Below are 24,181 nucleotides of genomic sequence, written 5' to 3'. Positions count from 1 at the left end.
TTAATTCGAGGTCATGCATGACACTCTCTATCGTACCAAGGGGGCTTTTTTTATGCACATCGCAAAAACTTCGATATTAACGCAATTTACTTTATAACAGGAATGCTCCTCGTCACTGCGTTCCAGCGGGGTCTCACATTAGCTACTCTTCCCGCAGGAGTCTGCGTCTTGCACTCCAATCAACCGCTGGATATTTCCAGAATTAATTATAAAAACAAGACAAATAGAGTGCAAACTTTATTTAATATTCACCATTAATGAATCACAGACTGGAACGTATCCAATATCCATGTAAATTTTGTTGGAAGTTGGATTCTCCAGGTCTGTGTAGAGGGTACAGAATTTATACTCCTCCAGCAGTTTGCTGCTTAAGCCTGCTACGACTGCGGAGGCATATCCTTTTTTCCTGAAGGGCTTTGGTGTGTAGACAAAATTTACGGTTATACCGTTGTCCGTCCATCTTCCGCCCCTTGCCATGGAAACAGGTTCTCCGTCAGCTTCCCAAAAGTAGAGATAGTTTTCATTTGCAATCATATCTTCAGCACGTTCGAGTGCCTCACTTTCGGTGAGGGGACGCACTCCGGTTTCTACAGTGAAGCATTTGATCCAATCAGAAAGGAGTGTAAGATGCCTTTCATCAGGCTGTATTAATTTTCCTTCAGGGATCTCGATTTCATTGACATGATCCAGTTTATAAATGCGCTGATCCATGCCGATCTCATGCTCGCAGCCTTTCAAATTGCACCAGGCCTGCGTAAGTTTTTCTGCAGAAACTTTTTCAGAGACGAACCCGGGTACCTCGATTCCTTCTTCACTGAGCAGTGTATTCAGCTCTTGTGCAATGGTGCTGTATTCCCCGTCATTTATTTGGAGTACAGACACCAGGTTGTGCGGCGGTGTCATAATGAAGGCTCCTTTTATACTGCCGTCTTCATTCTCTGCGCTCACAAGAAGCGGGTTATTGTATCTGCTCCCCGATTTTATACTGTTCAACAGTCCAAGCGGCAGATTATTTTCAGCCTCCTTTTTTATCAGAAACGGATAGACTCTTTTGTAAAACTCATTGATATCCTTATATTTTGTCAGTTTCAATGTCAATTTCCTCACCCCTCTTTTAAAATTCTCTTTTACTATCTGAAATTCCTTTTATTCTCAGGAACATCGCTTTTTTAGTTCCGTTCAAGACCTAAAAAAATGGACAGCCTTTGAAAGACTGTCCGGAAGTACTCATTGAATACGTTTTTGTTTCGTCATCAATGATACTGATACGTAGACGATGAACGATATCAGGATCGGGATGACGACTGTGTTCATGTCCAGGTAGTTGGGCAGGAAGCTGTGGAACAGGATATAGGAAATCATCCCTGAAAGCATGGAAGCAAGTGCTCCATAGGCATTTCCTGTCTTCCAGTACAGCCCGAGGACGATCGGCCAGATGAATACGGCTTCCAGCCCCCCGAATGAGAATAAATTCAGCCAGATGATCAATTCTGGCGGGCTCAATGCCATTAGGAACACGGCAATCCCGATTAGCGACGTAACCGTCAAGCTCATCCTTTTTACCTTTTTTTCATCCGCATCCTTATTGATGAAATTCATGTATACATCTTTTACGATGGCTGAAGAGACAATCAGAAGAAGCGAGTCTACGGTGGACATGATCGCAGCCATCGGAGCCGCGAGGACGATGCCGGCAAGCCACGGAGGAAGTACTTCCAGGGCAAGCAGCGGCATGACTTTGTCGGCCACTTCCACCCCGGGCATCACCGCACGTGCCAGCACCCCGATCAGGTGCATACCGAGCATGATCGTCCCGACTACGATTGTCCCGATTACGAGGGCACGGTGCATAGAGCGGGAATTCTTATAACTCATCGCCCTGACAGCCACTTGCGGAAGACCGACAACCCCGACTCCGACCAGGATCCAAAATGATGATATATATCTTGCACTCAGCTCGCCATTCGCTCCATTTGGAGTCAGCAGGTTAGGATTTTCCGCCTTCAGATCCATCATGATGTTTTCCATTCCCCCGCCTGCAATGATCGTCGCAATCAACAGGATGATCGTTCCCACTAGCATGACGACTCCCTGAATTGCATCTGTCACAGCCACAGCCCTGAAGCCGCCGACGATGACATAAATCAATACGGAAGCGGCAAAGAGGAACAAGGCACTCTTATAAGACAGACCCGTCAACGATTCGATCAATCTCGCTCCCCCGACCCATTGGGCAATCATCGCAGAGAACAGGAAAATGATGATGGCGAGAGCGGAAAGAATCGTTATGTAATGGCTTTGATAACGTCCTTGCAAATAATCCACCAGGGTCACAGCGTTATATTTGCGTGACATGATGGCAAACTTTTTTCCGAGGACAAGCAGGACGAAATATCCGGTGACCACTTGGGACATCGCAAGAAGTACCCAGGATAAACCGTATGAGTAAGCAGCCCCGGGGCCGCCTATGAAACTGCTTGCGCTTCCATACGTTGCAATCATGGTCATGGCGAGGATGAAACCGCCAAGCTGCCTGCTGCCCAGGAAATAATCCTGAACGAAGGAATCTGCCTTTCGTATGTTTCTTGAGGAATAAACTCCCACAATAAAAATAATGACTAAAAATAAGATCATTGGCAATATGGCCATGCTATTCATGATATTCCTCCTCTTCATCATCAAAAGGAATATCTGTGAGCATATATCTGACAACGAAAATCACCAGCAGCACCATAAGCAGAAAACCAGCTACACAGCTGTAAAAAAACCATGCGGGCATTCCCAAAATCCAATCATATTCAGAAACGGGGCCGCCCCCGAGTCCAAACGCAAAGCCAAACCACCATAGAAAATTTATCACTGCCAGGACAATACCGATTATTGCTTCACGATGAGCGATATGAAATCTTTTGTCTTCTTTTTCACTCACTCTCTTTTCACTCCTTTATGATTAAGGCATACGCATCCATTTACAATTTACGACAGGGCAAAGTGAATTGCAATAAAAAAAGACAATCCCGGATTCTGCACTCCGGGATTGTCTTTTTGCAATTTATTAAAGGGGGGTAATCATGAACCATTCTCCAATATAAAAGAAAGAGGGGGAAACTCTTGTGTTTTTCATTGAGAATGATTTTCAATATCATTGTAATTCTTATCAACTTCTTTGTCAACACAAAATATTCATTTATTTTTCTTGATTCCGTTCATTAACCATAAGTGATGAATCTTTTTCATTCCCCCTTATCCCCCCCAGTCTCTTGAATAATAGATAATTGACCGTAAAGACGATTACAGCGGCGATTTCCAGATTGATAATATATACGGCGTCATCCCCGAACCATAACAGCGGAGTTGTTCCTTCAGGCGGGCCTGCCAGGAAGAAATAGTTCGATCCGCTGACTTTGTTCATGATGAATATAGGGACGGCCAGACAGTTGAGCAGTCCCAGCCCAAAAAAGATTGATGATTTCCTCACCTGATAATGATCGTGATAAAACAAAAACAGCACCATTAAAGGAATGGCCATATGATGAAGGAAGTATTTGATATATCGATAGTGCGGGAAAGAATATGGATTATCGGGAGTGATGAGTGCAAGAATGGGAGGGATAAAACCAATATAAAGAAATAGATAGAAGATTTTGCTGTCCCGTTTGAAGTAAAGGTAGATGCCGACAAACGTGCTGATACTGCAGAGATGAAGAGGCAGTGTGGACTGAATTGTCCAGTTCCCGGTGACGAGCGACCATATTTGATAACTGATTTCTGAAGCGCATAATATACATAACAAGACAGTTCCGATCCATTTACTATTCCTGCTCTTTCCGTACCATCTTACCAAGCCCGCGGCTGACAGGAAAAACAGCAGCAGCGTCAATACATGTGTGAGTGAAAATAGTTGAAAGTCCATCATCTTATCCGATGAAAACATAAGAACCACTCCCTGCTTTCCATAAAGTCATGAATTTTTAAATCACGTCGGATCACTGGAAGGAAATATTTGGTGTCAACAGAAAGGAATTGTGGTAAAATTCTAAATTGAAATAAAAATATAGATAGAGAAAGATTGAGGGGATTTTGGTGAAAGAAAAACTAAAGTCATTCGGTGTACCTTTATTAATCATGCTTCTGCTGATTGGTGCGCTATTTATCCACCAGTTACTGGAGGTCAAGAAACAGCCTCAGCCTGATTGGAGCCGTTCGGTACCGCTTGGTTTCACTTCTGAAGAACGCCCGCAGGCATTCTTCAACGATGATACCCTTTTCCTGACTGACAACGGAAAAGTGCATGGGCTGAAATTCGATGAACAACTGAATCTCCAGGAAGATTCTGCAGTGAATACAAAAATTACAAGGGGAAATCCTTTCTGGACTGACGGATCCGTCTTCATCCAAAAGAAATCAGACCGTCTGGTTGCAACTGAAAATAATAAAGATACCGTCATCACGCAAGAAGTGGACGGCATTAGCACTGGAAAGGAACGGGTATATTATTGGAGTAAGAATGAGCTTTTTTCATTGAATACAGCTGATTTATCCTACAACAAGATACACACGTTCCCAAAAGATATAATGGAGATTTATCAAGGGGATAATGGCAGCGCGATTGTACAGGTTCATCAAAATGATGCGAATGCTGTTCTACAGTATATGGATGAAAACGAACAAATAGTAGGGGATCCTTTTGCATCGGTCAAAATCTCGACTAATCAACACATTGACGGTTTGACCTATGGGGTGAAGGATGACAAGATGACCATCCTTTACAATGAACAGATGAGGGCTCAGGGTGCTTTAAGTTACAAGATATTAAAGCTGCAATCCCCACTTCAGGAAATTGGAACAAAGACACTCAAACCTGAAACCCTTTCATTTTTAAACGTTGATTCCGGAGAGAAGCTTCAAGGACCCCGATCTTCTAAATTGGTGACCATTGAAGGCAAGCCCTCTGTGTTATTCACTTCAGAAGGCCACAAAGCCAGCGATCAAAACTCGGTACGTGTATACCTGGCTCCCCTAGAAGATGAATCACAACTTGATGCAAAAACAATCGGCACCACCAAACATTATTCTTACCTGCCTTTCCAGTTAAACTCGAACAGCATTGCCTGGCTGGATTACGGCGGAGATACGTATGAATTATTCGGTGCATCTAAAGACCCGACAATGATTTCGGCAAGCGTCGAACTGAATAAAAGGAGTGTTAAGGAGGCTGTGAATAACACTGTAATGATGATTTTCAGCAGTGTCATAACGATCCTGATTTCCTTCTATTGGGTGCTGCCATCTTTGTTCCTGTTGATCGTTTTATATATGATCAAGCCCAACATCTTTGAAAAAGACGGCATTAACTGGGTCGAATATGCTTCTATCCTGATCTTTTTGATCATGCCCCTTACATTCATGGGCAAGGCATTGAATGGATATTTTTATTTTGCAGCCCCGGAATACCTCACCTTTACCGGGAGCGGATATGTAGGTGTCACGGTCATCAGTCTGTTGACCGCTCTTATTTGGAAGTTTGGACGAAATCCTGACTGGGGTACGTTCGGTGGAGTCTTTTATTTCATGGGGGTATATATCCTTCTCTATGTCTCTTCGTTCGGTCCATATGTCTTCAATTTATTTTGATTAATCGCTGCAATAAAACAGAAAGACCTGAAGCGGGGATCGCCCATTTCAGGTCTTTGTCATTTGTTTGTTTTTATACTTCCAATCACTGCGTTTGTAGAAATAGATATAGACGGACATGCAAAGTGTGAGCCAGGCTCCCCCGGCTGTAAATCCTGCGATGATGTCACTGGGATAGTGCACGCCGAGATAAACCCTGCTCAGTCCGATCGATATAATCAATAGTGATAGGAAGACTACACAGATCCATTTATACAAGCGTTTATCCAAGGCGCGGAACAGCATAAATGCCGCGGCACCGTAAAAAATGAACGATCCCATTGAATGTCCGCTCGGAAAGCTGTATCCTCCCTGCTCAATCAGTGCTTCTATATCAGGCCGGTCCCGTTTGAATATCCACTTCAGCAGCCAATTGAAAGCCGCTCCAAGGCCGACTGTCAAAGCTACAAATAAAGCCAGAGGATATTTTTTCATGAATAACAAGACAATGACAATACCGACTGTACATATGCTCAGCCATTTCACCCCGCCTAAAAACGTGATGGATGTCATCAATGTCGTCAGCTTTGGTGAAATGAAAGAATGGACGATATCGAAGACACCGTTGTCGAAACCGGCAATTTCGTTCTCCTTCCACTCTTCCAGGATCGAAACGAATCCCCAGGTAAATATACTTAAACAGATCAACGAAATGATAAAAAATACTGCTTTTTTCTTCTGCCTTTCCTCCACCTAATATCTCCTGCCCTTTTACTGATAATTATTGTGCTTTTTTCTTTGTAGTTGTTGCTTTCTTTTTTGCGGGTTTCTTTTTTTCTGTCTTCTTCTTTTCTTTCTTTTCCGGTTTATCCGGCTTCGTTGAATCGATTGATGCCTGCAGTGCTGCCATCAAATCCGTCACATTTTCTCTTGGAGCTTTCTCCTTGGTGGTTACAACCTTTTCCCCTGTCTGCTTCGATTCGATCAGCTGACTAAGCCTTTCACGGTATTCATCGTGATAGTTTTCAGGCTGAAACTCGGCAGTCAGTTGTTCGATCAGCATGGTTGCGGTCTCCAATTCCTTTTCTGAAATGTCATCGTTCTCGGGTACATTCGGAACGTCTTTCGAGGGTCTTACTTCATCAGGATAATGAATCGTTTCCATCACAAGTGTATTATTATAAACCCTTACTACGGACAACTGCTCTTTCGATCTCATCGTAATTTTGGCAATCCCGACTTTCCCTGAAGCCACCAATGCTTTCCTGAGAAGTGAATAAGCCTTTTTCCCGCCGTCATTAGGGGAAACGAAATAACTTCTGTCATAGAAGATCGGATCGATTTCGTCAATTTTAATAAAATCCAATATCTCAACAGCCTTTTCGTCATTTGCTTCTTTTATTGCATTCAGCTCGTCCTCTTCCAATACTACAAATTTTCCTTTTGCACCTCATACCCTTTTACAATGTCTTTATTATCGATTTCCTTATCACAGACCGGGCAGACTTTTTCATATTTGATGGGTGTGTGGCATTCTTTATGAAGAGATCGGAGCTTAATATCCCGGTCCTCGGTTGCGGAATGCAATTTGATCGGGATGTTCACCAACCCGAAACTGATGGAACCTTTCCAAACTGTATGCATTACAATACCCTCCTTTATATATAGTAAATCCCGTTAGCTTTATCTTTTAATTACTTTCAGTGCTTCATTCACTAAAACATCTGGAAATAATCTGCGGGTTTACCGGCAACACTAAACAAAAACATTCAAGGAGATGCCTAATGAGACCGATGCTGCCGACTCTCACCACTGAAGCTCCGAACAAAGGTAAATGGAACTATGAAGTAAAATATGATGGATTCAGAGGGATTTTAAAAATTGATGCTTCAGGCGTCATTTCACTCACCAGCAGGAACAACAAAGATTTACTGCCTCATTTCCCCGAAATAAAAGCATACATAACGGATTTGCTTCAAACAGCTTCCCTTTCCCTCCCACTCGTTCTGGATGGTGAGGTGGCCATTCTGCGTTCTGCGTATTGCAGTGAGTTCTTTGAATTGCAGATCAGGGGAAGGATGAAGAACAATCAAAAAGTCAAAGAGGCAGCAGCCGCAAGACCGGTCAAATTCTTAGCGTTCGACCTATTGCGAAGCGGGAATGAACGATGGCAGGATTATCCCTATAAGGAACGGAAAGAGGCGCTAAAGAAACTTTTTACAGTTGAAGGCATCCCCATTATTCCAGATCCCGCAAACCCGGCTGCCTTGCAGATGATTCCCTCTTATAAAGAGTGGAATAAAGTATGGGGGGGAGTCGTAAAAGAAGAAGGTGAAGGGGTAGTTGCAAAACTAGTGGACAGCAATTGGGAAGAAGGAAAACGGAGTCCGGCATGGCTGAAAATAAAAAACTGGAAAAAATGCTTATGTTTTATCACTTCGGTCGATGTATCCAATGATTATTTTCACATAGGCGTATTTGAAGGAAAAGAAATTAAGAAAATCGGATTGTTTCATTTTGGTATTTCACCCGATGAGAAAAGGACGCTGAAAGAAATCATCAAAGCAAATCATTCCCGCAAAGAGGACAGTCATTATTATATCGACCCGTCTATATGCGTTGAGGTTCTCTATCTGAATTGGCATGAAAATCAATTAAGGGAGCCGCATTTCAATCAGTTCATGTTCTCAACCCGGCCAGAAGAGTGTACGATGGAAAGATTTTTACTGGATGAAGCAAGCCTTCCCCAAAACGTAGACATCACGCACCCGGACAAGCCTCTTTGGGAAGAACCTCCTGTTACCAAGTTAGATTTTATCCGGTACCTTCGCCGGGTTTCAGCTGTCATGCTTCCTTTCCTGGATAACCGGCCATTGACGTGTATCCGCTACCCCCATGGGATGTATGGAGACTCTTTTTATCAAAAGAATGTCCCTGAATATGCTCCTGAATATGTAGAGACTTATGGACAGGATGGGATTGAATATATCATCTGCAATGGCTTGGAGACTCTTATTTGGCTTGGAAACCAGCTGGCACTGGAATTTCACGTCCCTTTTCAGAAAGCGGGGCAAGGAGATGTCAATGAGATTGTCTTTGACTTAGATCCCCCAAGCAGCGCGGAGTTTTCTCTCGCGGTGAAGGCAGCCCTTGTCATGAAAGATTTGTTTGAGGGACTGAACTTAAGGAGCTTTGTTAAAACTTCAGGAAACAAAGGCCTTCAGGTCTATATTCCGCTGCCCCGGGGTTATTCATGGAAAGACACTGGGGTTTTCACGGAATTCATTGCTCATTACCTTGTATCCAATTATCCTGATGATTTCACAATCGAGAGGTTAAAAAAGAACAGGAAAGGCCGGCTGTACGTGGATTACATTCAGCATGCTGAAGGAAAAACGATCATCGCTCCTTACTCATTGAGAGGGAACGACAAAGCCCTGGTGGCTGCACCACTCTGGTGGCATGAAGTAAATGAAGAGCTGACTCCTGAGAAGTTTACCATGAAGGAAGTGTTAAAGCGGTTAACAAAGCTCGGCTGTCCCTTCCGCGAGTTCGACCGTGCCAAGGCTCAGCAGCCCTTTAATGATGTGATCACATTCCTGAATGGAAACGCTAAAAAGTAAGCCTGGACAAATGTGTCCAGGCTCACTTCTTTATGCATTTGTAAATATCTTACGATCGACGACTTTTTTGGCGTGATCTTGGAGAAGTCCATAGGCCGCTTCTTCATTAAGGTCGGTTTGTGATAATATCTCGAAGTTTTCCGGCTCCGATAAGGTTAATTGGAGTTCAGCTTCGAATAGATAGGTGGCATTACCGATTAATTCCATGAAGTACTCACCGGTATCTTTACGATTCACCACCACCCGTACCTTTCCGCCGTTATTAAAAACATCGATTTCTTCGCCAGGTTCATTAAGGCCGAGCAGGCATGTGACCAGACTTGAGGCGGACATTGCTGTACCGCACGCATTTGTGAAACCTACCCCTCTTTCAAATGTACGGACATAGATGGACCCTTTTCCAATCTCGTGAACAAAACTTACATTCACCCCGTCCGGAAACAGATTGTTTGGACCGTTGACCGTTTCTGAAATCTGTTTCTGTTCATTTGATATGATACTGCCTGCCTCCACCATACTGATTAGATGCGGGTTCGGAACAGCCAGTACCGTAAATTGGAGGCGATCGGATATTTCAGGGATCTTTTGATCGATCACTTGCGAATGTTCCATATTCATCGGTACTTTATCCAGATCGAAATAAACCGGTGAAATTTCCACATTATAAGTGGGGATGTCGTCATAGATGCTGGGTGCTGATGCAACTTTCAAATCAGCCTTCATCGTTTCAATGACGATTGAATCCCTGCCTGTTAATTCACACACATACCTTCCCACGCACCTCAGTCCATTACCGCACATGGAAGCTTCGGAACCGTCTGCATTAAAGACCCTCATGACAGCATCGCACCGCTTGCTCTCAAGTACGAACAGGATCCCATCAGCACCAATCCCTTTTTGTCGGTCACATAACGACAATGCCAAGTTCTGTCTTTCCTCTTCTGTAAAAGTGCAGGGATTGGATAGTTCATCAATCAATAAAAAGTCATTCCCGGAACCATGGCATTTAAGTACATTTAGTTTCATCTCGAAGCCCCCCGTTACTTGCAATCTGCCAAACTATTCATTATCATTTGGATAAGTCCAGAATCCGAAGGGAAATCCTTTGTAATCAACAGCCGGCAGCGATTTTTAAAATAATTTATACTAAGCTTGCCACAAACGAATACATTTGGCAACGCACTGTTCAATTCTTTATCAGTTTACTAAGTTGAATGCTCAAATGTGAAACGGAAAGATTATGAGCGGGGTGTAAGTGACATGGAGGAATTACAATTCAGATTTCAAGTGAAGCAGGTAAGTGATGCCAGGGATGAGTATGACTCCCTCGACGTTCTTACCTTCTGCAGGATCTTCAACGAAAAAAAAGACCTTCTTCATGAAGGCCTTTTCAGGGTCAGATTTAATTCAATGGGCATATACCCGTTTCCAGCTGACATCGCGAAGCAAGTCAGCTCAAGAAAAATCCAGCGTCTCCTGCTTATGGAGTTAAAGCGTTATATCAAACCGCAGAGGAAATTCCTGAAGCCGGGCACTTATAAATCTGTATGGTGAGTACTTAATGGGTAAGTTCATGTGTAAGCAGCTCTTCTGCCCAATGGCATGCCTGCTGATAGCTTTCTGAAATTTCCTGCAGTGTCAGATTTAACTCAGCCATTTTTCCATCAAGGTCCTTCCATTCAGCCTTCTCGACAGAAATGACCAATTCAAGCATATCCTTCAACTCATTGGAGTTTCCTATCAATGCATCGCATATTTCATCGTTCAATGGCAAATCCTCCAGGATCTTCTTCATCGGAACAGACAGGATGGCATCCATTAGGGAGAACATCCCGGTCAGAAAATAGCTTGACGCATTGACTTTTCCAGTTAACTTCTTTGCTGTGAGCTCACACATCTTTGCCCTTATCAGGCATAAGGATATCACTTCATTCTTCATCTTTTCCTTATGCGTTGCCTGTTCCCTGACTGCCAGGACATATATCCACCGTTTTATTTCCATCAAACCAAGCAGTACAATCGCCTGCCGTATAGAATGAATTTTATGCTTCGGTCTGTAAGCAGGTGAATTGATCAATTTCAACAGTTTATAAGAAAGCGAGAGATCCTGTTCGATCAGGCCGCTGATGACATCAATGCTTGGTTCTGCCATCTCCAGGCTCTGAATGATGGAATAGTAGGAATGAAAATATACCGGAACATCATGTGATGCGATGACCTTCGGTTTGCTGAAAAAGTACCCTTGGAAGTAATGATATCCCCTTTCCCTTGCCTCCCGGTACTGCTGCTCGGTTTCCAATTTTTCCGCGATCAGCTTATAACCAAGAAGCGGAGACAACACTTCAATCCTTCTTCTCATCTCCCCGGTTGTTGCAAGAAAATCGACCTTTACATAGTCAGCTGCCTTCATAAGCGCCTTGCAATAAGGATTCGATTCATTAAAGATAAAATCATCCAATGCAATCTTGTATCCCAGTCTTTTAAGTTCCAGACAGATGTCCACTACATTCCTGCTCGGTTCTACCGATTCCAGAATCTCCACCACAATCTGACTTGGATTAAAATATGTAGGTACTTTTAAATTCAATAGATTTTCAGTGAAATTGATAAAACATGGTTTACCTGAGGACAATGAATCTATCCCTATGTTCAGGAAACTGTTAATGATGACATCGGCTGTTGCTGTATCCCCATCTATATCAGGAAACAAATTCATTTGACTTTGTCTATATAGAAGCTCGTAGGCTGCCTTTTCCTCATTCACATCAAAAATAGGCTGCCTCGCCACAAACACTTCCATTCTTTCCACCCCTGCCCTTTAACCATACGGGACCAATATATGTAATAAAAATGGTCATTTTGATATATTTTTTCTTCATAGTATCAAGAAAATCGTGGAAAGTCTACATCATTTGTATATTTATGGGTTTATTGCAGTTCCTTTGTCATATTGAGTATCTTTCGGTATTATCGGAAAAAAAAAGAGACGGCAAGATGCCGTCTCTTTTTTTGGTAATCTATCAATGTATAGAATGAACAAAGAAGTTCATCAGGAATAACCCGGCAATGATGTAAAGTGGGATGGATACTTCCCTTGCTTTACCGGTAGCCATTTTTAAGATCGGATACATAATGAATCCGATGGCTATTCCGTCTGCAATGCTATAAGTGAAAGGAATCATCGCAATGATGAAGATGGCCGGAAATGCTTCCGTCAGATCCCTGAGATCCATATGACGGATATTCTGGATCATCAATCCGCCGATGATAATGAGGATCGGAGCGATTGCATGGTCCGGAATCCATTTTAAATAAGGAATGAACAAAACGGATCCAAGGAATAATACCCCTGTCGTCAGAGACGTCAATCCTGTCCTTCCCCCGGCTGTCATAGCTGCTGCACTTTCAACAGTGGAAACGGTCGGACTCGTTCCGAAGAAGCCCGATGTGAATGCTGAAAAAGCATTTGCCTGGAAGGCTTTTGGATACTTTTGAGGCTGGCCGATCATGTCTACATGACCGTGGATCAGACCAATATTCTCAAATACCAAAACCATTGTCACTGAGAACACTGCAATCCAAAACGGGATTTTCATGATCGAATCAAATGAAATCTGTCCAAATACCTGTCCGTATTCACTCCAGTGAAATGTGCTGCCGGATATGGACGGCTCGATACCAAACAGGAAACCAAGCAATGTACCAAAAGCGATACTCCATAAAAATTGTCCTTTTACGTTGCGGATGAAAAGGAAAATCGTAACCAGAAAGGTGAGCACGGTAGCTAACACCTTAAGTTCCCCAAAGTCACCGATCGTGATGAGGGCTGAGTCCCCTCTTTGGATCAGACCACCTTTTTCAAGGCCGATAAACATTAAAAACATTCCGAGACCGACCGTGATGGCCTCTTTCAATGTTTTTGGGATGGCTTCCGATAATACTTTTGAAAGCTTTGTAAACGCAATAATCATGAAGAGTATCCCGGAAACAACAACGACAGCTAAAGCTTCCTGCCACATCAAACCAGAAGATTTCACCAGCGTAAATGTAAACATCGCATTGATGCCCATTCCCGGAACCAGAAGAATTGGCGCATTCGCCCAGAAGGCCATGACCAAACACCCGACAAAGGAAGCCAGTATGGTCGCCATGACTGCCCCTTCGAATGGAATTCCAGCTTCAGAAAGAATGAGTGCATTTACTGCGATAATGTACACAATCGTAAAATAACCAATTGCACCGGCCATTATCTCCTGCTTGAACGAGGTACCATGATCCTTTAACTGAAAAATACCTTTACGTTCCTTCATATAATCTTCCTATAAAACTGCCCTCTCCCTACCCGCTCAATCCCCAAAAGGGTGAGCCACAAGATATTATTGTAGCAAAAAGTCGGGGGTTTGCCAATAAATACTTTATTCTTTGATGATATCAAGAGAATTGATATATATAGCTGCTATAAAAGTTATTTTTACCTCCCTTCAAATTAAAACCCGAACAAATTTAAGTTCTACTTAAAGAACCAAATAATTGTTCGGATTTCCCTGGTTAAACTGCCTTAATATTTTTCTCACGAAAGATCGCAGTGGACACCTTACTTTGTTGATAAAATTTATTCCTCCTTTGTAATCCCCCCAACACCCCAATATCTTCGAGGAATAGGGTGTATGATAACCCTGACCTGATCAGGTTTTACATTAAGTGTTTGAACAGTGATTTCTGTAATCCCATTAATTAACTCCCTAACTTTCTCATCACTCCGCCCCTCAAGTATCTCTATGTGGATAATAGGCATAGGACATCACCTTTCGATAAATGCAGTGGATGTCACCGGGCAGGTGCCATCCACTGCTTTTAAAATCCTAATAATCTTGGAATAAATAATGTAGTTTGTTCCCAATAAGTAACTATTAAGAGCATGGCAATTCCCAATAAAAGCATTGGCATTACTGCTCTTATTAATCGTTCAAATTTCACTTCAGCAATGGAAGATACGATGAATAACCCCGTGCCAACTGGAGGTGTCAGCAGGCCAATTGTCAGGTTAATACAAATGATCACCCCGAAATGGATAGGGTCAATTTGAAACGCCGTAACTAACGGCATAAAAACGGGTACCAGGATAATGAGCGCAGCAATCCCATCCAGAAGAGTTCCAATTACTAAAAGAAAGATATTGACCAACAAGAGAAATACAAACGGGTTATCAGATATAGAAAGCATTGAATTTGCAATCATCTGTGGAATCTGTTCAAAGGCAATCAGCCAGCCAAACAAGTTTGCCATTGCAATCAAGAATGTAACCGTAGCAGTACCGATAACCGTATTCACTAAAATTTCGGGGAAACTTCTCCACTTCAACTCTCTATAAAAAAACTTCCCTACCCCAAACGCAATCACACTTGCTACTGCCGCAGACTCTGTAGCGGTAAACGCTCCGCTAAGGATACCGACAGTAATGACAAAAGGAACCAGAAGGGCGGGCAGCACTTTTACAAATGAAGACCAGATGACTGCAAAACTTGCTCTTTCACTCCTAGGGAAGTTATTTTTATAACCTAAATACGCAATCAATGCCACAAATCCTATCCCAAAAATTGTTCCAGGGATAATACCAGCCATAAAAAGACCGCCAATTGACGTACCAGACAAGGTTCCATAAATGATAAAAATCATACTAGGCGGAATGATCGGCGCTACAATTGAGGAAGCCAGCGTTAAAGCAGATGAGAACTCACGATTGTAACCTTCTTTTTCCATCTCGGGGACCATGACCTTGCTCATCATCGCCGCCTGGGCATTTGCCGATCCCAGAATTGAAGCCAGGAACATATTGGAGATTACCGTAACATAAGCAAGTCCTCCTCTAACATGCCCGACAAGCTTTCTTGCGAAGACAACAAGCCTGTTAGTGATACCACCGCTATTCATCAGCTCTCCTGTCAACATGAACAATGGAATTGCAAGCAGCCCAAAATTCTCCATACCTGAGTACAACCTTTGTGGTGTTGACTCGAGCAGCATTGTGTTGCCGGTAACCAGAAAATATACAATTGTCGTCATACCCAGTACCAATGATATTGGAATCCCCATCAATAAAAAGACGACAAATGCCAATATGACAAGTGCTATCATTTTTCTTCACTCTCCTTTGCTGCAGCGTGGAGGTTATTCATCATTTCACTATCAAACCGTTGATTATTTGTAATGTCTATCATATTACTGATTAGATGGATTGATGCACATAGCAGTCCAACTGGCAGAATCGCATAAGGAATCCACATGGGCATCAAGATTGCGCTCGATTTTTGAATTGCAACTGAAGGTGAAGTAATCCATGAGAAACAATAGAATAATAGAATGGACATGAATAGGAGCATAAATATATGTGCCAAAATCGCCACCCATTTATTCACCTTTTCTGGAAGATAATCCGTAATAAGCGTCATGGATGCCTGTGTCTTATATTTAAGTCCGAGGCTTCCGCCTATGAATGTTATGTAAATCAATAGAAATACAGATACTTCCCCTGCCCAGAACAGGGGCTCTTTAAATACGTATCTAAAAAGTACTGCAGCGGCAACAATGACAGCCATGGCGAACATTAGGATAATAGCCAGTTTCTTTTCGAAACTGGCTACTATATTACTAACGTATTTCACTTATTTCCCTCCACTAGGTTATTTTCGGAAAGTATCTATGAACTCCTGGATCAACGGGTCAGTTGGCCCATACTTTTCATCAAACTCCTTGATATAAGGCTCGAATAGCTTTTGGTCGATTTCATAGATTTTCATTCCTTCATCACTGAGCGTCTTCTTAAATTCTTCCTCTTGTGAGGAACGTGTTTTTACTGCATATTCTGCAGCTGCTTTAATGGACTCATCTATAATCTTTTTGTCATTATCAGACATTTTTTCATATTTTTCTTTATTCATCATAGCCACTGCCGGCCACACCATGTGATTCGTCACAGCACCATATTTGGCAACTTCATGATATTTATTGGTGATGGTCGCGTCTAGATCCATATCCATACCATCAATTACACCGGTTTGGATTGCTGCATATACCTCAGGAAGCGGCAGCGATTCAGGTGAAGCGCCAAGTGATTTGTAAAAATCCTGGAGCGGAGGGCTTGGAGTTACGCGGAAGGAAAGTCCCTTCATGTCTTCCGGCTTCTTTACTTCCTTATCCTTGAAAAGCATAACGCGGTTACCTGCAAACAAATAATCCAACCCTTTAATGCCCTGGTCATCCAATGTGGCAAGGATTTTCTTTGCAATTTCCGTATCACGTGAAGCATTCGCAGCTTCCAAATCTTTGAAAGCATATGGGGCAAACCAGGCTGTAAAAGCGGGAGCCCGTGAACTCATATATGCCGCAGTTATAAAGCCAAAGTCTACAGAGCCTGCAGAAATTTGCTGAACCATATCAGCTTCTGTTCCCAGTTGGCTTGCAGGATAAATTTCAACTTTCATTCTTCCTTCAGAACGCTTGTCCAGTTCTTCTTTGAATTTTTCTGCGGCCTTGTGCCACATATGATCTGTTGGGGTAATGTGCGCCAGCTTGAATGTATATTTCTTTTCAGATCCTGAAGCGGGCTCTGCTTCCGTGTTGTTACTGCATGCTACAGTTGTCAACACGAGTAATAAAATTAAAATTGTCAGCCCTGATTTCCTTAAATGAATCATTTCCCGCACCCCTTTTATCCCATTTTTTGAAAGCGTTATCATATTAATGCCTAAACCGCCTCTATCTGTGATTATAATTACTTTTACCTAGCAAAAGTGTAAAGTAGTTAACGTTGAATGTGATTATTTATCTATAAATTTAGAATATTCAGTTTTACAAGAAGGCACTTATTAGTCACATTACTATGTGCTTGAATCGCATGTGAAAGATACACTGCCAAGCTCCGCGAATTGTACAATAACTGTGTCATTTGGTTCGAAACTGATTGCTTCTGACACTGCTCCACTCAATATTACTTCTCCCTTTTTAATGCCTTTTCCAGCTTCCCCAAGCTTATTGACCGCCCACGCAACAGAAGTTGCCGGATGCCCGAGTACAGCTGCACTCGACCCCGTTTGAACAACCTGGCCGTTTTTCGACATGACCATTCCAAGCTGTCCCAAGTCTAAATCCTTTGGCGACATCCACTTGCTTCCGATGAGGAATTTTGAGGAAGAGCAGTTATCTGCAATAACATCAGCCAGAGTGAACTTGAAGTTTAAATAGCGGCTGTCGATAATTTCGATTGCTGGAGCTACAAATTTTGTCACTCGCAGTACATCCTCGGCCGTTACATTTGTTCCTTCTAGATCTTTTTCGATAAAAAAAGCAACTTCAGGCTCTGCTTTTGGATGGATAAAAGCTGAAAAATCAAGGGGTTCCCACTCTAACCCGAGCATATCATCCGTCAGATGTCCATATATTGCTTCATGAACCCCCATCATTTGCTGCTTCGCTTTACTCGTTAAACCAAGCTTTAGACCAATTTTCCGAGCTCCGTCCCTCTGACGTCTTTCAATCAATTTTTCCTGGATCGAATATGCTTCATCAAAACTCAGTTCCGGGTAACGGTCGGTTACTTTTACAACTTCACGGCGTTCTCTTTCTGCGGAATATAAGTATTCTACGATTTCAAGGTCGACACCTTTTGTAATTGCCATTTATTACACCTCCAATTTCTTGGTTTTTGCCAATTCAGCAGCAACATCAAGGATCATATCCTCCTGGCCGCCCACCACTTTCCGTTTGCCCAACTCTATTAATATATCTCTAGAATCAATACCGAATCTCTGACCGGCACGTTCAGCATGCAGCAGGAAACTGGAATACACACCCGCATATCCAAGGACCAGGCTCCCTCTATTTATTTCCTGTGGTTTTGGAATTAGTGGGCCTACTGTATTTTCAGCCAAGTCCATCATCTTATAAATATCGATACCCAGGTCTAATCCCATACGATCCAACACGGATAATAGAACTTCGGTTTGTGCGTTCCCTGCACCGGCACCCAGACAGCGAATGCTTCCATCAATCCTCGTCGCCCCCTCTTCAATAGCAGCCAGTGTATTGGAAACTGCCAATGAAAGATTATTATGAGCATGGAAACCCACTTCAATAGACAAGGAGTCTCTCAGAGCGGCAATTCTTTCTTTTACTTCATGGGGCAAGAGAGCACCTGCGGAATCAGTCACATATACTGCTTGGGCGCCATAGCTTTCCATCAGTTTCGCCTGCTCAACCAATTTTTCTGTCGGGGCCATATGTGCCATCATCAGAAATCCAAGTGCTTCCATACCAAGGTCCCGCGCCATGGTGATATGTTGAGCAGAAACATCTGCTTCAGTAACATGCGTTGCTATCCTTACCAGACTCGCTCCTGCCTGATGAGCCTTCTTGAGCTCGTGTACCGTACCGATTCCAGGTATAAGAAGCACAGCCACCTTTGAGTCTTTACATTCATCAACAGCTGCTTCAATCAGTTTCATTTCATCAACGAGAGACTTTCCATACTGCAGGGTGGATCCGCCTAAACCATCGCCATGGCTGACTTCGATATAATGCATCCCTGCTTCATCAAGCTCACGTGTGACGCGCCGAACCTGCTCTTCAGTAAATTGATGCTGCATGACATGACTGCCGTCACGCAGACAAACTTCGGTAACTTTAATAGGCTTATCACTTTTGCGATTCAAAAAATTCACCTAGCCTTTCGATTTGACACTCTGCTTTTCAAGCATTTGAATTGCAAAATCCTCTGCAACCCGGGTCGCAGCAGCAGTCATGATATCAAGATTTCCTGCATAAACCGGGAAATAGTCTCCCGCTCCCTCCACCTCAATGAATACAGTCACTTTCTTTCCATCAAACAAAGGGTCCTGCTTAAGACGATATCCCGGAACGTATTGCTTCACCTTATCTACCATCTGCTCTATCGATTTCGTTATCGCACCTTCGTCCATATTTTTCACTTCACAATAAATCGTGTCCCTCATCAAAATCGGAGGGTCTGCGGGATTCAGAATAATCAGTGCCTTCCCATTGTCAGCACCTCCCACCTCTTCAATGCCCCGGCGAGTTGTAATTGTGAATTCATCAATGTTTGCACGTGTCCCAGGTCCTGCACTTTTGGACGAAATGGTTGCTACAATTTCCGCATAACTAACATCAGCTACGGAGTTGATTGCATGGACGATTGGAATTGTCGCCTGCCCTCCGCAGGTTATCATGTTGACATTTTTCTCGCTAAGGTAATCCCCTGTTTTTACTGCTGGTGAAACGAATGGCCCCCGGGCTGCCGGCGTCAGGTCAATGGCCAACTTTCCCAACTCAGCGAGAATCTTGGCATGCCTTACATGTGTTTTTGCGGAGGTCGCATCAAATACAATGTCTGCGACTTCAGGATGTTCCTTCAACGCCTGGATGCCATTATCGAAGGCAAGATATCCTCGTTCCTTCGCGCGTTTCAATCCATCTGACTCTGAGTCAATCCCAATCATCGCCTTTAACTCAATGAACTTACTTCGCTCAAGCTTATACATCAAATCTGTTCCGATATTTCCGGACCCAATGATGGCTGCTTTGATTTTCTCCAACTTTTATACCCCCTGCTCAAACGTAACTGATACAGATCCCAACGGTCCGAACTGTGCTGTTATTGTATCTCCTTTAGATACACTTACGGCAGCAGATAATGCTCCAGGCAAAATCAGTTCCCCAGCCCTAAGTGGAATCCCGAACTCATGAAGCTTATTTGCCAGCCAGGCAATCGCATGGGCCGGATGGCCAAGAGCAGCAGCTCCGGAACCTGTTGCGATCATCTCACCATTTTTGGATAAAATCATTCCAACACTGCGGAGGTCTAATCCATTAATGTCTGTCACCTGTTCTCCAACTACAACCTTTGCGGAAGACCCATTATCAGCCACAGTATCTACCAGACCAATCTTCCAATCTGCTATCCGGCTGTCAATAATTTCGAGGGTTGGTACCACATATTTCGTAGCCATAAGTACATCCAGGAAAGTGACATTCGGTCCATTTAAGTCATCGGCTAATACGAAGCCGATTTCCGCCTCGATTTTTGGGCTTAAGAAATTTGACATCATGACAGCTCCGCCATTTTCCACCTTCATGTCATCAAGTAAATGACCATAATCAGGCTCTTCAACTCCAAGCATCTTTTGCATCGCCACACTCGTTAACCCGACCTTCTTGCCTATGATTGCACGCCCTTCTTTAAGCTTTGTCTTTACAATTTCGAGCTGGACGTTGTAGGCATCTGTTACACTGATATCTGTGAATTGTGAGGTTATGGGAGGGACGGCTATTTTGCTTTTTTCCGCATTTAAAAGGGTTGCAGCAATATTTCCAACTGTTGCATCCATGTAATCACCAGCCTTTTTTACAATTTAAATAGATGTATTTATAGGATTGAAACGTTTAATCGTTATAGCTTCATCGTAATTGTCTTCGCTTCAGTATAAAACTCGAAACTGTGTCTGCCTCCTTCACGTCCAATACCGCTCGCTTTCGATCCGCCGAACGGTGTACGGAGGTCTCTATAATACCAGCAGTTTATCCATAATAGACCTGTATTCACATTAGCTGCTACTCGATGTGCCCTGCGAAGATCATTTGTCCAGACAACACCCGCCAGTCCATACATTGAATCATTTGCGATTCGAACCGCATCATCCTCCGTTTTAAAAGGAATCACAGTCAGCACAGGACCAAAAATCTCTTCCTGGGCCACGCGCATCTTATTGTCTACATCATATAGAACAGTAGGTTCATAAAAATTACCTTCTCCCAGGCCTCTGACACGCTTTCCACCAGTCGCAAGTTTCGCTCCTTCTTTCACCCCGATTTGAACATATTCATCAACACTATCGAGATGGGCTTTCGAAACGAGAGCCCCCATATCTGTATTTTCATCCAGAGGATTACCGACCTTAATAGAACGTGCAGATTTAACGAACTTTTCTAAAAATTTATCGTAAATGCTTTCCTGCACAAGCAAGCGCGAACCAGCCAAACAAATCTCACCTTGATTTCTGAATATCGCTTCAACCGAGCCAGTAACCGCTTCATCCAGATCAGCATCCTCAAACACAATATTCGCAGACTTCCCTCCAAGCTCCAAAGAAACCGGAATCAGCTGTGATGCAGCATTCTGCATCACCGTTCGGCCAGTCGTACTGTCGCCTACAAACGAAATTCGCCTGACGGAAGGATTTCTGGTCATCTCCGTTCCGACTGTACTTCCAGGTCCAGTGATAATGTTCAACACCCCCGGCGGCAATCCCGCCTCATTGGCAATATCGCCAAGCATCACAGCGCTCAATGGAGTATATGATGCCGGCTTAACCACCACTGTATTGCCTGCAGCCATTGCCGCCGATGCCTTCCATGTCATCTGCATGAATGGCAGGTTCCATGGTATGATCAAGCTTGTCACCCCGGCAGGAGCATATTTTGAATAAGACATGTATCTTGCCTGATCATAATGCTCATGATTTACATAGTTAGCCATCTCTGCGAAGAAGCGCAAATTCGCAGCCGCCCGCGGAATATCAAACCCTCGGCTTTCCTTGATCGGCTTACCGACATCAAGGGTTTCGACGAGCGCTAATTCATCCACTTTTTCCATGATCAGATCAGACATTCTGCACAAAATTTTAGATCTTTCGGCAACCGGCAGCTCGCTCCAAACACCGCTTTCAAACGTTTTTTGCGCTGCATCGATTGCGTGTTTTGCATCCTCAACACCAGCCATTGCAACAGTGGCCAGTTTTTTATTTGTCGACGGATCGAATGTATCAAATGTTTCACTTGTCAACGCATCACGATATTCACCATTAATAAACAGTCTGGCATCTTTTATTTTCAGTGATTGAGTCAGATTCATCCTAAATCAGCCTCCTCTTCCTCTACTTCAACTACCATTTCAACCTCTACTGCATTGTTAAGCGGCAGCTGTGCCATACCTACAGCGGAACGGCCATGCTTCCCGCGCTCGCCAAATACCTGGACGAGCAGGTCCGATGCACCATTCATCACCTTCGGCTGATCGGTAAAGTCAGGGGCGCTATTCACGAACCCAAGTACTTTTACAACTCTCTTCACTTTGCTCAACTCACCAAGCTCCTGCTTCAAAACGCTCAATAAGTTCAACATGCACTGCTTGGCTGCATTGTACCCAATCTCAATCGAAACATCCTCTCCCAGCCGTCCTCGGAATTCATTCGTACCCTGTCCGGATGTAAAAATCAGATTACCCGTCCTCACACAGCTCACATAATTCCCTGCAGCATGACGTGGATCAGGCAAGTTCAGACCCAATTCCTTCAAACGTGCTTCTGGTGACACCTGTACTTGTTTCATAAGATCAACTCCCCACTTTAACAGGAATATTCAAGAAACGCAGCGCATTTTTACCGAGCATCGCTTCCGTCTGTTCCTTGGACAACCCGACCGTTTCATCAATTATCTTACCTGGAGGCACCTCTCTTAGCAGAAATGGATAATCAGAGCCCATTATGATTCGTTCATGGCCGAAATTCTGTATTAAGTAGTTCAGGTTTACAGGCTCATTCACCAGCGAATCAAAGTAAAATTGTTTCGCGTAATGACTAGGCGGTTTATCGAGAAGACGGAGGTGCGGCCAGACTTTCCAGCCTTGATCCAGACGGGGGAGTAAATAAGGCAGTGCGCCCCCGCCATGTGCCAGGCATATTTTCAGCCTGGGGAACTTATCCATAATTCCCCCAAGAATCAAGCTTGCTCCGGCCAGAGCTGTTTCACTTGGCATTCCAACGGTGTACATCAGGTTATGACGCGGCATCCGCTCCTTGCCAAGTGTTTCCCACGGGTGGATAAACAAAGGCACCTCCCATTTTTCTGCCATTTCAAAGAACTCTATAAAACAAGGGTCATCAAGATTAACCCCATTAATATTTGTACCGATCTCAATTCCGCTCAAGCCTAACTCATGCTTACAGCGGTCCATTTCTCTGATTGCGACTTCTACATTCTGCATTGGTACAGCACCCATTCCAATGAATCTAGAGGGGTACTGATTTACTATATCAGCAATGAAATCATTCTGTACGCGAGCCAAAGTTTCTGCCTCTTCAGCTGGAGCCCAATATGAGAAGGTCACAGGGATTGGAGAAAGAACTTGCATATCCACGCCTTCCCTCTCCATATCCTTAATCCGCTTTTCTGCACTCCACACCTGGTCGGTTACTTCACGAAACACATTACCTGCAATCATGATATTTGCACCGCACGCACATGTCCGTTCAAGGGTTGGCCATTTTTCCCCGCTAAAACGCTTTGTCAGTTCGCTGAAATTTTCTGGGATGATATGTGTATGAAAGTCTATTCGCATTTCCATTCACTCGCTTCCGGAGGCATCATATAACCGCAATTTTTGCACTTACGAAGTTCCTCATTGCCATTAAAGCTCGCGATCGCTTCCTTCACCTGCTGTTCAATATTTGTCAACTGAATTGTTGCCCGGTGCATTTCGTGGTCGCATTCATCACAGAACCAAACAAAGTCTTCCAATTCACCTTCAGCACGATTACGCTCTATTACAAGTCCGATTGTGTTTTCAATACGGTGTGGAGAGTGAGGCACATTAGCAGGCAGATGGAACATTTCCCCTTCTTTTACTTCCACTACTTCGCGCTTTCCTTCATAATTGATCACCTCTACATAACAGCTTCCCTGTATTTGATAGAAAACCTCTTCAGAGGGATCAACGTGAAAATCCCGTCTTTTGTTAGGTCCGCCTAATAGCATCACCATCAGTTCAGCATCTTTCCAGATGACCTTATTATTAACCGGGGGCTTAAGCTGATCTCTATTTTCCTCAATAAATTTCATAAGATTAATTGGAGTAAATTGGCTTTTCATTATATTCT

23 protein-coding genes and 1 pseudogene are annotated in these 24,181 nt (G+C 43.4%); 3 read left to right on the top strand and 21 right to left on the bottom strand.

Going from position 1 to position 24,181, the window contains the following annotated elements; translation table 11 throughout:
* Positions 1-237: 237 nt before the first annotated feature.
* The 4 genes from ACKA06_RS10210 to ACKA06_RS10195 form a co-directional block, all read right to left on the bottom strand.
* Positions 238-1,098, bottom strand: a complete 861-nt coding sequence (locus tag ACKA06_RS10210; RefSeq protein WP_411159534.1) for a GNAT family N-acetyltransferase — start codon at positions 1,096-1,098, stop codon at positions 238-240.
* A 129-nt stretch (positions 1,099-1,227) separates the two neighbouring features.
* Positions 1,228-2,658, bottom strand: coding sequence for a sodium/pantothenate symporter (panF, locus tag ACKA06_RS10205; RefSeq protein WP_058297540.1), 1,431 nt, complete (start codon positions 2,656-2,658; stop codon positions 1,228-1,230).
* Positions 2,651-2,929: a YhdT family protein gene (locus ACKA06_RS10200; protein ID WP_058297541.1), complete on the bottom strand. Its 279-nt coding sequence runs from the start codon at positions 2,927-2,929 to the stop codon at positions 2,651-2,653. Before ACKA06_RS10200 ends, panF begins: the two co-directional genes overlap by 8 nt.
* Before the next feature lie 258 nt (positions 2,930-3,187).
* Entirely contained in the window at positions 3,188-3,934 is a 747-nt protein-coding gene (locus ACKA06_RS10195; RefSeq protein WP_411159533.1) for a YwaF family protein, read from the bottom strand.
* A 149-nt stretch (positions 3,935-4,083) separates the two neighbouring features.
* On the opposite strand from ACKA06_RS10195, the gene ACKA06_RS10190 reads away from it, so the two are divergent.
* Positions 4,084-5,634, top strand: a complete 1,551-nt coding sequence (locus ACKA06_RS10190) for a hypothetical protein (protein WP_411159532.1) — start codon at positions 4,084-4,086, stop codon at positions 5,632-5,634.
* Positions 5,635-5,682: 48 nt separating this feature from the next.
* Here ACKA06_RS10190 and ACKA06_RS10185 read toward each other — a convergent pair whose 3' ends face one another.
* Together ACKA06_RS10185 and ku are read right to left on the bottom strand one after the other, a co-directional pair.
* The gene (locus tag ACKA06_RS10185; RefSeq protein ID WP_052011546.1) at positions 5,683-6,366 is read right to left on the bottom strand and encodes a phosphatase PAP2 family protein; all 684 of its coding nucleotides are present in this window, start codon (positions 6,364-6,366) and stop codon (positions 5,683-5,685) included.
* Positions 6,367-6,394: 28 nt separating this feature from the next.
* Positions 6,395-7,257: pseudogene (gene ku, locus ACKA06_RS10180) on the bottom strand (non-homologous end joining protein Ku).
* A 140-nt stretch (positions 7,258-7,397) separates the two neighbouring features.
* On the opposite strand from ku, the gene ACKA06_RS10175 reads away from it, so the two are divergent.
* Complete coding sequence (locus ACKA06_RS10175; RefSeq protein ID WP_411159531.1) at positions 7,398-9,236, top strand: DNA ligase D; 1,839 nt, start codon at positions 7,398-7,400, stop codon at positions 9,234-9,236.
* Positions 9,237-9,266: 30 nt separating this feature from the next.
* Here the strand turns inward: ACKA06_RS10175 and dapF are convergent, their stop codons facing one another.
* On the bottom strand, positions 9,267-10,262 hold the full coding sequence (gene dapF, locus ACKA06_RS10170; RefSeq protein ID WP_411159530.1) for a diaminopimelate epimerase: 996 nt from the start codon (positions 10,260-10,262) through the stop codon (positions 9,267-9,269).
* Positions 10,263-10,496: 234 nt separating this feature from the next.
* Between dapF and ACKA06_RS10165 the strand changes: the two genes are divergently transcribed.
* Positions 10,497-10,790, top strand: coding sequence for a hypothetical protein (locus tag ACKA06_RS10165; RefSeq protein ID WP_411159529.1), 294 nt, complete (start codon positions 10,497-10,499; stop codon positions 10,788-10,790).
* A gap of 4 nt (positions 10,791-10,794) precedes the next feature.
* On the opposite strand, the gene ACKA06_RS10160 is transcribed toward ACKA06_RS10165, so the two are convergent.
* The 14 genes from ACKA06_RS10160 to ACKA06_RS10095 all read right to left on the bottom strand — a co-directional run bounded on the left by ACKA06_RS10160 (position 10,795) and on the right by ACKA06_RS10095 (position 24,173).
* On the bottom strand, positions 10,795-12,036 hold the full coding sequence (locus ACKA06_RS10160; protein ID WP_411159528.1) for an EAL and HDOD domain-containing protein: 1,242 nt from the start codon (positions 12,034-12,036) through the stop codon (positions 10,795-10,797).
* A gap of 220 nt (positions 12,037-12,256) precedes the next feature.
* Positions 12,257-13,546: an NCS2 family permease gene (locus ACKA06_RS10155; protein ID WP_197671194.1), complete on the bottom strand. Its 1,290-nt coding sequence runs from the start codon at positions 13,544-13,546 to the stop codon at positions 12,257-12,259.
* Between the two features lie 302 nt (positions 13,547-13,848).
* Positions 13,849-14,031 (bottom strand): tautomerase family protein, encoded by a 183-nt coding sequence (locus tag ACKA06_RS10150; RefSeq protein ID WP_064563891.1) that lies wholly within the window; start codon positions 14,029-14,031, stop codon positions 13,849-13,851.
* A gap of 59 nt (positions 14,032-14,090) precedes the next feature.
* Positions 14,091-15,371: a TRAP transporter large permease gene (locus ACKA06_RS10145; protein ID WP_064563893.1), complete on the bottom strand. Its 1,281-nt coding sequence runs from the start codon at positions 15,369-15,371 to the stop codon at positions 14,091-14,093.
* Positions 15,368-15,898, bottom strand: a complete 531-nt coding sequence (locus ACKA06_RS10140) for a TRAP transporter small permease (RefSeq protein ID WP_082641619.1) — start codon at positions 15,896-15,898, stop codon at positions 15,368-15,370. The genes ACKA06_RS10145 and ACKA06_RS10140 overlap by 4 nt, the downstream gene beginning before the upstream one ends.
* An 18-nt stretch (positions 15,899-15,916) precedes the next feature.
* A complete protein-coding gene (locus ACKA06_RS10135) occupies positions 15,917-16,930 on the bottom strand; it encodes a TRAP transporter substrate-binding protein (RefSeq protein WP_411159527.1) in 1,014 nt (337 codons plus the stop codon).
* 183 nt (positions 16,931-17,113) lie between these two features.
* Positions 17,114-17,911 (bottom strand): 2-keto-4-pentenoate hydratase, encoded by a 798-nt coding sequence (locus tag ACKA06_RS10130; protein ID WP_411159526.1) that lies wholly within the window; start codon positions 17,909-17,911, stop codon positions 17,114-17,116.
* Positions 17,912-17,914: 3 nt separating this feature from the next.
* Complete coding sequence (gene dmpG, locus ACKA06_RS10125) at positions 17,915-18,943, bottom strand: 4-hydroxy-2-oxovalerate aldolase (RefSeq protein ID WP_058297554.1); 1,029 nt, start codon at positions 18,941-18,943, stop codon at positions 17,915-17,917.
* A gap of 9 nt (positions 18,944-18,952) precedes the next feature.
* Entirely contained in the window at positions 18,953-19,843 is an 891-nt protein-coding gene (locus ACKA06_RS10120) for an acetaldehyde dehydrogenase (acetylating) (RefSeq protein WP_411159525.1), read from the bottom strand.
* Positions 19,844-19,846: 3 nt separating this feature from the next.
* Positions 19,847-20,635, bottom strand: coding sequence for a 2-keto-4-pentenoate hydratase (locus ACKA06_RS10115; RefSeq protein ID WP_411159524.1), 789 nt, complete (start codon positions 20,633-20,635; stop codon positions 19,847-19,849).
* A gap of 62 nt (positions 20,636-20,697) precedes the next feature.
* On the bottom strand, positions 20,698-22,158 hold the full coding sequence (locus ACKA06_RS10110) for an aldehyde dehydrogenase (protein WP_058297557.1): 1,461 nt from the start codon (positions 22,156-22,158) through the stop codon (positions 20,698-20,700).
* The gene (locus ACKA06_RS10105; protein WP_411159523.1) at positions 22,155-22,634 is read right to left on the bottom strand and encodes a RidA family protein; all 480 of its coding nucleotides are present in this window, start codon (positions 22,632-22,634) and stop codon (positions 22,155-22,157) included. The genes ACKA06_RS10110 and ACKA06_RS10105 overlap by 4 nt, the downstream gene beginning before the upstream one ends.
* Before the next feature lie 4 nt (positions 22,635-22,638).
* Entirely contained in the window at positions 22,639-23,649 is a 1,011-nt protein-coding gene (locus tag ACKA06_RS10100) for an amidohydrolase family protein (protein WP_176716077.1), read from the bottom strand.
* Positions 23,634-24,173 (bottom strand): 3-hydroxyanthranilate 3,4-dioxygenase, encoded by a 540-nt coding sequence (locus tag ACKA06_RS10095; protein WP_058297559.1) that lies wholly within the window; start codon positions 24,171-24,173, stop codon positions 23,634-23,636. Before ACKA06_RS10095 ends, ACKA06_RS10100 begins: the two co-directional genes overlap by 16 nt.
* Positions 24,174-24,181 lie beyond the last annotated feature (8 nt).

The organism is Rossellomorea oryzaecorticis, from assembly GCF_045897515.1.
Classification (GTDB): Bacteria; Bacillota; Bacilli; order Bacillales; family Bacillaceae_B; genus Rossellomorea; species Rossellomorea enclensis.
This window is presented reverse-complemented; position numbering and strand designations above follow the sequence as displayed.